This is a genomic window from Halobacterium sp. BOL4-2 (assembly GCF_016917835.2).
Classification (GTDB): domain Archaea; phylum Halobacteriota; class Halobacteria; order Halobacteriales; family Halobacteriaceae; genus Halobacterium; species Halobacterium salinarum.
Window position 1 is genome coordinate 470,729 of sequence record NZ_CP070332.2, and the last position, 12,722, is coordinate 483,450.

The window sequence follows — 12,722 nt, forward strand, 5'->3', positions numbered from 1 at the left end:
GATGGCAGGTGCATTAGAGTTCATTCCGGCGATTCCGTTGTTGCCGTTCGCGTCGTTCCTCGTTGCCTTGCTTGCGGGCTATTTTGCACCCAAGCTGCTCCCGAAGGGCGGCGCGATTCCGGGTATCGTAGCGACCGCTGGCTCATTGGTGGTCTCGGTGTGGGCGTTCGTCACCGTGAGCCAGGGCGAATACATTGCCGAGTCGATCTACACGTGGGTGGCGGCCCCGAACGCGTTCAGCCTCCACTTCGGCGTGCTCGTTGACCCGCTGGCCGCGATGATGCTCGTCATCGTCTCGCTGGTGGCGTTCCTCGTGCACGTGTTCAGCCTCGGGTATATGAACGACGAGGGCGAGGGCGGACTCCACCGGTATTACGCCGGGCTTGGCCTGTTCACGTTCTCGATGCTCGCGTTCGTCGTCGCGGACAACCTCCTGATGGCGTTCATGTTCTTCGAGCTGGTGGGGCTGTGTTCGTACCTCCTCATCGGCTTCCACTTCCGCCAGCAGGGGCCGCCGAGCGCGGCCAAAAAGGCGTTCCTCGTCACGCGCTTCGGTGACTACTTCTTCCTCATCGGCGTGGTGGCGGTGTTCGCGACGTTCGGCACGGCGCGGTTCGTCGCGACCGGTGAGGGCGCACACGCGTTCCCCCACATGGCCGAGCAGGCGCTCGCCGCGGTGGGCGGCGAGGGCACGATGCCCGCACACGTCGCACACTTCCTCGACGTGGTCGGGATGAGCGCCCAACAGTGGTTCAGCGTCGTTGGGCTGCTGGTTCTGGGCGGCGTCATCGGGAAGTCCGCGCAGTTCCCGCTGCACACCTGGCTGCCCGACGCGATGGAGGGTCCAACGCCGGTTTCGGCGCTCATCCACGCCGCCACGATGGTGGCGGCCGGCGTCTACCTGGTCGCGCGCATGTACGGCTTCTACGCGCTGCTGCCGACCGTGTTGGCGATCATCGCGCTTGTCGGCGGGTTCACCGCGCTGTTCGCCGCGACCATGGGTGTGGTCAAAGACGAACTCAAGCAGGTGTTGGCGTACTCCACCATCAGCCAGTACGGCTACATGATGCTTGGCCTGGGGACCGGCGGGTATATCGCCGCCAGCTTCCACCTGCTCACGCACGCGTTCTTCAAGGCGCTGTTGTTCCTTGGGGCGGGATCGGTGATCATCGCCATGCACCACAACGAGAACATGTGGGACATGGGCGGTCTCCGCAAGAAGATGCCGGTCACCTACTACACGTTCCTCTCCGGGAGCCTCGCGCTGGCGGGGATCGTGCCGTTCGCGGGTTTCTGGTCGAAAGACGAGATCCTCTACGAGGCACTCATCTACGGTGCCGGCGACAGTCCGATCCTGCTTGCGGCGTACGCGATGGGGCTGCTCGCGGTGTTTTTCACCGGGTTCTACACCTTCCGCATGGTGGTGCTCACCTTCCACGGTGAGCCCCGCTCCGACACCGCAGAGGACCCACACGGCGTGCGGTGGAACGTCAAATTCCCGCTCGTCGTGTTGGGGGTGCTTGCGGCCACGGTGGGGCTGGTGAACATGACGCCGGTCGCGGAAGCGACGGGCCTCCACATCGAGTTCCTCCACACGTGGCTTGCCGGCCCCGAGGGCACCGCGTTCTCGGCGCTGGGCTACGAACACTACCATCACCTCCTGGAGTCGTTCGCCGGCTACCACGCCGCGGACATCGCGCCGTTCGTTCCCGCGGCGGTCTCGCTGGCGCTCGCGCTCGGCGGTGCCGGCCTCGCGTGGCTGCTGTACAGCGGCCCAGCACCCACCAAGCACACCGAGAAACTCGGCGCAGCGAGAACACTGCTGTACAACAACTACTACCAGGACGAATACCAGGTCTGGCTCGCGAAGGGCGTGACGCTGCCCCTGGCTCGCGGCGCGGACACGTTCGACCAGGGCGTCATCGACGGCATCGTCAACGCCGTCAGCAGCATCAGCCTGTTCTCCGGCGGCCGCATCCGCCGCATCCAGGACGGCATCGTCAGCCACTACGCGACGATGCTCACGCTCGGCTTGGTCGCGTTGCTTGTCGTCTTCGGCGTCACAGGGGGGTGGTTTTAGATGATGATAGAAGCGTTACTCGGCGTTACGCTGCTGTCGGCGCTCGTCGTGATGCTTGCCCCGGACCGCATCGCGGGGAAGCTCGCCGCCGGCCTCAGCCTGCTTCCCGTCGTGGGGAGCGTGTGGATGTTCGCACAGTTCGACGGGAGCGGGAACGCCCTGCTTGAGGGCGGCTCGCTCGCGTTCGAGACGATGACACACTGGATCACGATCGGGCCGTACACGCTGAACTGGCACGTCGGCATCGACGGCATCAGCATGCCGCTGGTCGTGTTGTCGACGATCCTCACCACGCTCGCCATCACGAGCGCGTGGACGCCCATCGACGAGCGCCAAAGCCAGTTCTACGCGTTGATGTTGCTCATGGAGGCCAGCCTCCTGGGCGTGTTCACGGCGCTTGACTTCTTCGTGTGGTTCGTGTTCTGGGAGTTCGTGCTGGTGCCGATGTACTTCCTCATCGGCATCTGGGGCGGCCCCCGGCGGAAATACGCCGCCATCAAGTTCTTCGTGTACACGAACGTCGCGAGCCTGCTGATGTTCATCGGGTTCATGGCGCTCGTGTTCGGGCTCGACGTCACCACCATGGACATGCCCGCGATCGCGCAGGCGATCCACGCCGGGCAGTTCGGGACGACGTACGGCCTGGGCGCGGAGACGCTGAAGACGGTGGCGTTCTTCGCGATGTTCATCGGGTTCGCGGTGAAGGTGCCGACGGTCCCGCTGCATACGTGGCTGCCCGACGCCCACGTGCAGGCCCCGACGCCGGCGTCGGTGATGCTTGCGGGCGTCCTCCTGAAGATGGGGACGTACGCGTTGCTGCGGTTCAACTTCACGATGATGCCGGGGATCGCACAGCAGTACGCGGTCCCGATCGCCGCGCTGGCGGTGCTCTCAGTGATCTACGGGGCGATGCTCGCGCTCGCACAGCGCGACCTCAAACGCATCGTCGCGTACTCGTCGGTGTCCTCGATGGGGTACGTCATCCTCGGGTTGGTGGCGTACAACTACTACGGGGTCGGCGGCGCGACCTTCCAGATGGTCGCTCACGGCCTCATCTCCGGCCTGATGTTCATGTGTGTGGGTGTCATCTACAACACCGCGCACACGCGCATGGTCGGTGACCTCTCCGGCATCGCGGACAAGATGCCGGTGACCGCAGCGGTGTTCATCGCCGCCGCGTTCGGGTACATGGGCCTGCCGCTGATGGCCGGGTTCGCCGGCGAGCTGTTCATCTTCCTCGGCGGGTTCGGCGCCGACTTCGCGCACGCCCAGCTGTTCACGGCGCTGGCGATGTTCGGCATCGTGATCGTCGCCGGCTACCTGCTGTTCGCGATGCAGCGGGTGTTGTTCGGGCCGTTCGCCGCCGAAACTGACTACGACATCGTGCCGGCGGCGCTCCACGACACCGTGCCGATCGTCGCGTTGCTCCTGTTGGTCATCGTGGCCGGAACCGTCCCGAACGTGTTCTACGGCATGATCCAGGACGCCGTGACGCCGGTGGTGGACGCCGCGGCGTCTGCGAGTGCTGTCGTGGTGTCAACCGGGGGTGTGTTCCTGTGACGGAGCTTCCGCCGTTGACACCGCAGTTCGTGCTGGTCGCAGCGGCACTGCTCGTGTTCGGTGTCGACACGCTGTTGCCGGACCGCGACAACAACACGCTGCTCGCCGGGATCGCGACCGCCGGCACGCTGCTCGCCGCCGGGACGGCTGCGTGGTTCCTGTCGGCGGGCACCGGCGACGCGCAGTTCGTGCAGTTCGACGGCGCGATCATCGTCGACGCGCTGTCGCTGTTCTTCGTGGTCGTCGTCGGCTCGGTCGGCACGCTGGTCGTGATGGCCAGCCACGACTACCTCGACGACGCCGACAGCGTCGCGGAGTTCTACGCGCTGACACTGCTTGCCGCCACCGGAATGACGCTGATGGCAGCCGCCAACAGCCTCGTGACGGTGTTCATCAGCCTCGAACTCGCCAGCCTCCCGTCGTACGTGCTGGTGTCGTATCTGAAACGCGACCGCGGCAGCATCGAAGCCGGGCTGAAATACTTCCTCATCGGCGCGCTGTCGTCGGGGGTCATGCTCTACGGCATCAGCCTCGTGTACGCCGCGACCGGCGTCATGGGGCTGGCCGCGATCGCGGACACGATCACCGCCGGCACCGACTTCGTTGGCGTGCTGGGGCTGGGGATCGTGATGCTGGTCGCCGGGTTCGCGTTCAAGACCGCCTCCGTGCCGTTCCACTTCTGGGCGCCGGAGGCCTACGAGGGCGCGCCCGCGCCGGTGTCGGCGTTCATCTCCTCGGCGTCGAAAGCCGCCGGGTTCGCCGTGCTGTTCCGCGTGTTCACGACCGCGTTCCCCCTGGACGTCATCGCCAGCACGGTCATCGACTGGTCGCTGCTGTTCGCGGCGCTGGCGGTGGTCACGATGACACTCGGGAACTTCGCGGCGGCCACCCAGGAGAACGTCAAGCGGATGTTGGCGTACTCCAGTGTCGGCCACGCGGGCTACGTGCTCATCGGCCTCGCCGCGCTGCAAAGCGGCGGCGGCGCACAGAACTCCCTCGTGTTGGGGGCGTCGATGATGCACCTGCTCGTCTACGGCTTCATGAACACGGGCGCGTTCCTGTTCGTCGCGCTCGCGGAGTACTGGGACGTGGGCCGGACGTTCGAGGATTACAACGGTCTCTCGAAGCGCGCGCCCGTCGCGTGTGTCGCGATGACCGTGTTCATGTTCAGTCTCGCTGGCCTGCCGGTCGGCGCTGGCTTCCTCTCGAAGTACGTCCTGTTCGCGGGCGCGGTCCAGTCCGGGTTCGCGTGGCTGGCGGGCATCGCAGCCATCAACAGCGCGCTGTCGCTGTTCTACTACTCGCGGGTCGTGAAGGCGCTGTGGATCGAGGACCCACGCGACGACCTGTCGCTTTCGGGGCAGCCGACGGGCCTCTACGTCGCCGTGCTGGCTGCGGCGGTCGGCACGATCGCGCTCCTGGTGGCGTTCGATCCCGTCGCGCAGACCGCAACGCACGCCGCTGACGTGCTGTTCGCTGGCTGATCCGGAGTTCGGCGCGGTTCCACAGCGGTACTTTTTAACAGGCTCGTGGGTAAGGCATGGCAACGAATGGTTTCTCGGCTGGTGCTTGGCTGCGGAACGGTCGGGCACGCTGTCATCGGCTCGCTGGCGGACCGACGCGGGGAGTTGTTCGTCTTCGACGGCGACGAGAGCCGCGTGGACAGCCTCCGCAACGAGTCCGTCGCCGCCGAAGTCCGGGACGTCACCGATCCGGCGGCGATCACGCTCCCGGATCGGTCGGTCGACATGGTCGTCGTTGCCGGGGAGCGCGCCGACCGGAACCGGCTGGCTGCGATCGCCGCCGACGCGGCGCATCCCGACGCCGGGCTGGTGGTGTATCTGGGGTTCGACGCGACGCCGAAAGACCGCCACCGGATCGACTCGGTCGCGGATCGCGTCGTCGATCCCGGCGCGGAGCTGCTGTCGCACGCCAACTCGTTGACCGAATCGGGCGCATCACAGCGCCTCCAGGCGCTGCGCCAGACCCTGCAAGGGATCGACGGCCGCCTCGGGGTGTTCATGCACGACAACCCCGACCCCGACGCGATCGCGGCCGCCGTCGGCCTCCAGCGCATCGCCGAGGACGCCGGCGTCGACAGCCAGGCCTGTTACTTCGGGGAGATCTCACACCAGGAAAACCGGGCGTTCGTGAACCTCCTGGAGTTCGACCTGCGGAACGTCGAAACACAGTCCGACGCCGAATTCGACGCGGTGGCGCTGGTCGACCACTCCGGCCCCGGGGTCAACGACCAGCTCGCCCCCGACACCGACGTGGACATCGTCATCGACCACCATCCACCGACGACCGATGTCGACGCCGGGTTCACCGACATTCGGCCGGACACCGGCGCGACCAGTACGATCCTCGTGGAGTACCTGCGTGGCTACGGGATCGACGTCCGGACCGCGGTGGCGACTGCACTGTTGTACGGCATCCGCGTGGACACCGACGACTTCGCGCGGGAGATCACGCCGCGTGACTTCACGGCCGCCGCGTGGCTGTTGCCCAACGCCGACACCGACGTGCTCGAACGCATCGAAGCCCCGTCACTGAGCGCGGACACCTTCGACACCATCGCCGCCGGGATCCGCAACCGGCAGCTCAATGGGTCCGTGTTGGCGTCCTGCGTGGGGCAGATCACCGCCAGGGATACGCTCGCACAGACCGCCGACCGCCTGCTGGCGATGCGGGGCGTGGCGGTCACGTTCGTCTACGGCTACTTCGACGGCACGATCTACGTCTCCGCGCGGTCGCGCCGAAAGGACCTGGATCTCGGTGCGGTGCTCCGGTCGGCCTTCGACGACCTCGGGTCGGCCGGCGGCCACGCCGACATGGCGGGTGCACAGCTCCCCCTGGGGCTGTTCGACGCCGTCGGTGAGGACGCAGCCACGACGCTCACCGAGATGATCGAGGAGGTGGTCGCGTCGCGGTTCTTCGAGGAGGTCCACGGTGGCACGTCCGGCATCCAACAGGGTGAGTGAGCTATTTCTGCGGCGGCGGCGTAGTCCCTGTATGGACGAGGCTTTAGCGCACGCCAACGGCGAGACGCCGGCCGTCGGGGACTACATGACCAGGGACGTCGCGACCGTGTCCGCAGACGACACGGTCTCGGACGTTGCGGCCCGGATCTCCGAGAGCGATCACAACGGGTTCCCGGTGACCGACGGCCGACACGTCGAAGGGTTCGTCTCCGCGCGCGACCTCCTGTTGGCCGATCCCGACGAACTGCTGTTCAAGGTGATGACCGAGGACCTGGTGGTCGCGCACCCGGAGATGGACGTGACCGACGCCGCGCGGGTCATCCTGCGCTCTGGCATCCAGAAACTCCCGGTGGTCGACGACGCGGGCAACCTCGTGGGTATCATCACGAACGCCGACGTGATCCGCTCCCAGATCGAGCGCGCGACCCCCGAGAAAGTCGGCAAGCTCATGCGAACGCTGGAGACGATACACGGCGTTTCGATCACCGAGGAGCGCCGCACGGTCACGATCAGTGACGTCGTTCCGACCCAGGGGAAGGTGTACGCCGACGAACTCGAAGGCCGCCGCTACGAGCTCGAAAACGGGCTGGCGGAGCCACTCGTGGTGATCGACAACGGCAGCACCGGCGACGACGGCAGCCTGCTGTTGGCCGACGGCCACCACCGCGTGATGGCCGCCGAACGCGCCGGCGTCGCGGAGATGGACGCGTACGTCATCGTGTTGGAGCGCGCGGTCGATCTCGGGATGGCGCGGACCGCCCGGACCGAGGGCCTGGACTCCATCGCGGACATCGATGTCGTCGATTACGCGCGCCATCCGCTGGTCGAAACGATCGAACGCCTCCAGTAGGGTCCACGGACTGTTATTACCGCGATCGACCGCTCGACACGCTGGGCGTCAACAACGCAAAAAGCCGCGTACAGGGCAGCCAACTGCTCCAGATCGCAATGGCAGACGGCGTCGCGCTCTGGGCGCTCCCCCTCGGGGAGTTGACCGTGCTCGTGGTGACCGCCCTCGGCTACCTCGCCGCCGGGTACGTGGCGTTCTACTACTGCCAGCGGTGGGCGCGCCGAGACGGCGTCATGGGCCACTACTGACCGGCTGCCCGCCAGTCACGTGCCCACAGCCCTGCTCGGTGCTGCCGCATGGCCACGCCCGACCACCACCATTCGAACCCGATCCCCACCGGTTCCTTAATGAATCTTCCTGAATGAGTGTGTCACACATGTACGATGACGACGACCTCGCGGACATCCGGGAGGCACGCGACGACTGGACCGAAACCACGCTCGGGCCGGTGCGGGACGCGTACGGCGAGCGCAAAGCCCGGTTTGCGACCGTCTCGAACATGGAAGTCGATCGGCTCTACACGCCCGCCGACGTCGCCGACACCGACTACAACGAGGACCTCGGGTTCCCGGGCGAGTTCCCGTACACGCGCGGCGTCTACCCCACGGGATACCGGGGTCGGACGTGGACGATGCGCCAGTTCGCCGGCTTCGGCACCGCCGAGGAGACAAACGAGCGCTTCCACTACCTCATCGACAACGGCCAAACCGGGCTGTCGACGGCTTTCGACATGCCGTCGCTCATGGGCCTGGACTCCGATCACCGAATGAGCCTCGGGGAAGTCGGCAAGGAGGGCGTCGCCGTCGACACCCTCCGAGACATGGAGATCCTCTTCGACGGCATCGACCTCGCGGCGGTTTCGACGAGTTTCACCATCAACCCCAGCGCGCCGGTCATCTACGCGATGTACCTGGCGTTGGCCGACCAGCAAGGCGTCCCCCGTGAGGACATCCGTGGCACCCTCCAAAACGACATGCTCAAGGAGTTCATCGCACAGAAAGAGTGGGTTGTGCCGCCCACGCCGTCACTGGACCTGGTGACCGATGTCGTCGAGTACTGCGTCGCCGAAACGCCGAACTTCCACCCGATCTCGGTGTCGGGCTACCACATCCGCGAGGCCGGCTCGACCGCGGTCCAGGAGCTGGCGTTCACGCTCGCCGACGGGTTCGCGTACGTCGAGGACGCCATCGACCGTGGGTTGGATGTCGACGCGTTCGCGCCACAGCTCTCGTTTTTCTTCAACTCCCACAACGCCATCTTCGAGGAGGTCGCGAAGTTCCGGGCGGCCCGCCGGATCTACGCGACCCTCATGGACGACTGGTACGGGGCCGAGGCCGACGCCGCAACGCAACTGAAGTTCCACACCCAGACCGCCGGGCAGAGCCTCACCGCCCAACAGCCCAAGAACAACATCGCCCGCGTCACGCTCCAGGCGCTGGCCGCGGTGCTCGGCGGGAGCCAGAGCATTCACACGAACTCCTTCGACGAAGCACTCGCGTTACCCAGCGAGGAGGCGGTGCGGGTCGCGTTGCGGACCCAACAGATCATCGCCGAGGAGTCGGGCGCGGCGGACATCGTTGACCCACTGGGTGGCAGCTTCGCCGTGGAGTCGCTCACGAACGAGATCGAGGCCGAGGCGATGGCGTACCTCACCGAGATCAAGGAGCTGGGCGACGGCAGCGTCCGCGACGGCGTGCTGGCCGGCATCGCGGACGGCTACTTCCACCGCGAGATCCAGGAGTCCGCCTACGAGTACCAGTCCCGCGTCGACGACGGCGAGGAAACCGTCGTGGGCGTCAACGAACACGAGATGGACGCCGACACCAGCCCGGACACGCTTCACGTCGACGCGGAGGCCACTCGGGACCGGCAGCTCGGCCGCCTCAGCGACGTCAAGGCCGAGCGCGACGACGACGCCGTCGAGGCCACGCTGGCCGAGCTTCGGGCCGGAATCCGCGCGGACGAGAACACCATCCCGTACATCGTGGCCGCGGTCAAGGCGTACGCCACCATGGGCGAGATCATGGCCGTGTTCAAAGACGAGTTCGGTGGCTATCAGGAAACGGCCGCCGCCGCGTGACCACTCAGAGGTAGGCCGCGTCCCACCGGGTCTCCCGGCGCTCGTTTCCACAGTTGTTGCATGCCACTCGCCCCATCGTGTTCATCGCGGTGTCGGCGTGCTCGCAGGCCGCGCAGTAAAACCCGTATTTCGTCTCCCGATCCGCGTCCCGGTACGCCGCGTAAAACGGCGCGTCAGAGCCGCGCTCGCGTTCGTCCAGCGCCACCCAGAGGTCGCCGACCGTGGTCTCACGCCGTTCGGTCATCGCGGCCGTGCTCGCGGCCGCCGGGAGCTTGACGTACAGATGCTCGGTGTGGGTGTCGTCGCGGATCGCCAGCTCCCGGGTGCCGCTTCGCGCGTAGCCGTGTGCCTGATAGAAGTCGTTGCCGGGTTCGTTGGCCGCGAGCACCCGCCCCTCGATCCGGCTCGCGCCGTGTTCCAGCAGGTGTGTTTCGGTGTCACTGAGCAGGCTGCCGCCGACCCCGTCGCCCCGGGCGTCCGGGTGGACGTGCAGCCACTGGATCGCCGCCACGTCCCCGTCGCGCTCGCTCTCCGAGAACCCGACCACCGCGTCGTCCCGTTCGGCGACCAGATACTGCACGGCGTCGGTGTCCAGGCGGTCGGCCAGGCGGTCGCTGTCGTACCACTCGGTGGCCGCGGTGTGCACGATGTCGTCGCCCAACGGATCGGCGTACGACGCCTCCAAGGACGCGTTTGCGACCGCACGAACGGCGTCGCCGTCGGCGTGGGTTGCCTCCCGAACTATCATGATCGTTCGTTCGGATGCCACGCATATATACGTGCCTGCCACCCGTCGCCGTGGTCACTCGCGGTTCGACACCAAGATGATCGCCGCCAACCCGACCCCCAACAGCGCACCCACGGCACAGACCCCGAACACGGCGAGGTTCAACGGGGTCAACTCGAAGACGATCGGGCCGAGGCTTCCGTACTCCGGGGACGGCCCGGTCGCGAGCGGGCCGGCCGCGCCACCGTTGCCGTACACGATCACGCCCAGCACGTAGCCGAAGACGCCGGCCGTCCCCATCGCGCCGGCGTACATCCACAACACGATGCGACGCCCACTGCTCTCGGTGTCACTCACGGCCGATCGTTGGTGGCGCAGTGAGTAGCCTTTTGCGGTGTCACGCCCAACGCAGCGCCATGGAAGACAAAGTCGTATTGTTGCTGTTGTTCGGCGGGATCGCAGTCCTCATGTTCATCACCGGGTTCGTGCTGGTACTCGCCTGACAGCTCCGCCGCTGGACGCACGTCGCTCGAACCCGCAGAAAACGTCGCTGACGGCGGCTACGACTCGGTGTCGCTGTCCGCGGCCGGCTGCCCGCCGTCAGTCACCGCGTCCGCCTCGGATTGCGCTTCGTCACCGCCGTCGGGGAGCACGGTCGTCTCCTCTTTCGCACGGAACCACGCCCAGTCGTTGGTGAACTGGTCGGTCTCCTCTAGGTCCCATGGGTCAGTGGAGTCGACGCGTGGCCCCTCACGCCACGAGGTCGCCATGTTGAACAGCCAGATCAGGGTCGACACCCCGATCAGGAACGCCCCCACTGTTGCGAGCCGGTGTGCGGTCGCGAACTGCGGGATGTACGTCGCGTACCGCCGTGGCATCCCGCCGTAGCCGAGCCACAACATCGCCAGGAACGTCGCGTTGGAGCCGACGAGCGCCGTCCAGAAGTGCGCGTGCGCCAGGCGCTTCTGGTACATCCGGCCCGTGACCATCGGGAACCAGTAGTACGACGCCGCGAACAGCGCGAACCCGATCGCACCGTAGACGATGAAGTGGAAGTGACCGACCACGTAGTAGGTGTCGTGCAGGATGAGGTCGATCGGAATGACCGCGAGGAACACGCCGGTCACACCGCCGATGATGAAGTTCTGCACGAACCCGATGCAGAACAGCATCGGCGCGGTCAGGCGCAGTTTCCCGTTCCACATCGTGGTGATCCAGTTGAACACCTTCACCGCCGACGGGATCGAAATCGCCAGCGACACCGCCATGAAACTCGACCGAATCCGCGGGTCGATGCCCGTCGTGAACATGTGGTGGGCCCACACCCCGAAGCTCAGCACGCCGATCGCCAGCGTCGAGTAGACGACGAACTTGAACCCGAACAGCTTCCGCCCCGAGAACTTCGGCAGGATCAGCGACACGATCCCCATCGGCGGCAACACGAGCACGTACACTTCGGGATGGCCGAAGAACCAGAAGAGGTGCTGCCAGAAGATCGGATCCCCGCCGGCGACCGTGAAGAACGTCGTTCCGAAGTTCCGGTCGAGCAGCAGCATGATGAGGGCGCTGCCGAACAGCGGGAACGCGAACAGGATCAGGCCGGACTGGGTGAGCATCGTCCACGAGAAGATGTCCAGATCCGGCCATCCGACGTCCTCACCGCGCTCAGTGAAGATTGTCGCGATGAAGTTGATCGCGCCCATCGTCGCGGACACGCCGGTGAGGTGCAGCCCCAGCATCATCATGTCCACCGCGGGACTCGACATCTGGAGCGACAGCGGCGTGTACATCGTCCACGACGTCTGTGCAGTGGCGATCCCCGGGATCAGAAACCCGGACCAGATGAGGATCGCGCCCGGCGGCAGCAGCCAGAACGCGATCGCGTTGATGCGCGGGAACGCCATGTCGTCGGCGTCGATCAACAGCGGGATGAAGTAGTTCCCGAAGGCCGCGATCATCGGCGTCCCGAACAGGAACAACATCGTGATCCCGTGACTCGTCAACAGCCCGTTGTACAGCGACGGGCTGATCAGCGTCTCACTGCTCGTCGCAAGCTCAGTCCGCATCAGGAGCACCGACACCCCGCCCCATGCGAACGCGATGGTGCCGTAGACGCCGTACAGGATCCCGATGTCCTTGTGATCGACCGTCGTGAACCAGCGGATAATGCCCCCAGGCTTCTCCTCGTGCGTGTAGCCGGTGCGCTCCCCGAGCCCACCGCCCACGTCGCTGAGGGGCGTGTACGACCGCCAGTCCTCGAGTCGCGCGAGGACAGCGACCACGCCGACGAGCAACACGCCCATCAGCACAGTGAGTGTAATCGATGACGCTGCTGTAGCCATGCCTCCTAGTCAGGATTCGACGGTAAAGAAAGCTTAGGATTGTCCACGGAAATGTCGGCGCGACCACGCCACCAAGTCAGCGGTCGACACGAGACTGTG

The 12,722-nt window shown here is 66.1% G+C and carries 11 protein-coding genes; 8 read left to right on the forward strand and 3 right to left on the reverse strand.

The features are described from left to right. Nucleotide 1: 1 nt before the first annotated feature. The 7 genes from nuoL to JRZ79_RS15715 all read left to right on the forward strand — a co-directional run bounded on the left by nuoL (nucleotide 2) and on the right by JRZ79_RS15715 (nucleotide 9,554). Nucleotides 2–2,080, forward strand: coding sequence for an NADH-quinone oxidoreductase subunit L (gene nuoL / locus JRZ79_RS15685; protein WP_010902441.1), 2,079 nt, complete (start codon nucleotides 2–4; stop codon nucleotides 2,078–2,080). Continuing rightward, nucleotides 2,081–3,640, forward strand: coding sequence for a NuoM family protein (locus JRZ79_RS15690; protein WP_205251586.1), 1,560 nt, complete (start codon nucleotides 2,081–2,083; stop codon nucleotides 3,638–3,640). It abuts the gene before it with no gap. 14 nt (nucleotides 3,641–3,654) lie between these two features. Further along, nucleotides 3,655–5,124 (forward strand): NADH-quinone oxidoreductase subunit N, encoded by a 1,470-nt coding sequence (locus JRZ79_RS15695; RefSeq protein WP_346347535.1) that lies wholly within the window; start codon nucleotides 3,655–3,657, stop codon nucleotides 5,122–5,124. Between the two features lie 66 nt (nucleotides 5,125–5,190). Further along, nucleotides 5,191–6,624: a DHHA1 domain-containing protein gene (locus tag JRZ79_RS15700; RefSeq protein WP_010902444.1), complete on the forward strand. Its 1,434-nt coding sequence runs from the start codon at nucleotides 5,191–5,193 to the stop codon at nucleotides 6,622–6,624. Between the two features lie 31 nt (nucleotides 6,625–6,655). Then, the gene (locus JRZ79_RS15705; protein WP_010902445.1) at nucleotides 6,656–7,474 is read left to right on the forward strand and encodes a ParB/RepB/Spo0J family partition protein; all 819 of its coding nucleotides are present in this window, start codon (nucleotides 6,656–6,658) and stop codon (nucleotides 7,472–7,474) included. A gap of 98 nt (nucleotides 7,475–7,572) precedes the next feature. Beyond that, nucleotides 7,573–7,722 carry a hypothetical protein gene (locus tag JRZ79_RS15710; protein WP_205252509.1) on the forward strand — a complete coding sequence of 50 codons (150 nt, stop codon included), beginning with the start codon at nucleotides 7,573–7,575 and terminating at the stop codon, nucleotides 7,720–7,722. A gap of 128 nt (nucleotides 7,723–7,850) precedes the next feature. Beyond that, nucleotides 7,851–9,554, forward strand: a complete 1,704-nt coding sequence (locus tag JRZ79_RS15715; RefSeq protein WP_205251590.1) for a methylmalonyl-CoA mutase family protein — start codon at nucleotides 7,851–7,853, stop codon at nucleotides 9,552–9,554. A gap of 4 nt (nucleotides 9,555–9,558) precedes the next feature. Here JRZ79_RS15715 and JRZ79_RS15720 read toward each other — a convergent pair whose 3' ends face one another. Beyond that, on the reverse strand, nucleotides 9,559–10,302 hold the full coding sequence (locus JRZ79_RS15720) for a GNAT family N-acetyltransferase (RefSeq protein WP_010902448.1): 744 nt from the start codon (nucleotides 10,300–10,302) through the stop codon (nucleotides 9,559–9,561). Nucleotides 10,303–10,356: 54 nt separating this feature from the next. Next, entirely contained in the window at nucleotides 10,357–10,638 is a 282-nt protein-coding gene (locus JRZ79_RS15725) for a hypothetical protein (protein ID WP_012289205.1), read from the reverse strand. Between the two features lie 20 nt (nucleotides 10,639–10,658). Here JRZ79_RS15725 and JRZ79_RS26125 point away from each other — a divergent pair, with 20 nt between their 5' ends. Further along, a complete protein-coding gene (locus JRZ79_RS26125) occupies nucleotides 10,659–10,784 on the forward strand; it encodes a hypothetical protein (protein WP_012289206.1) in 126 nt (41 codons plus the stop codon). 57 nt (nucleotides 10,785–10,841) lie between these two features. Here the strand turns inward: JRZ79_RS26125 and ctaD are convergent, their stop codons facing one another. Continuing rightward, nucleotides 10,842–12,623 carry a cytochrome c oxidase subunit I gene (gene ctaD, locus JRZ79_RS15730; RefSeq protein WP_010902450.1) on the reverse strand — a complete coding sequence of 594 codons (1,782 nt, stop codon included), beginning with the start codon at nucleotides 12,621–12,623 and terminating at the stop codon, nucleotides 10,842–10,844. Between the last annotated feature and the right edge of the window lie 99 nt (nucleotides 12,624–12,722).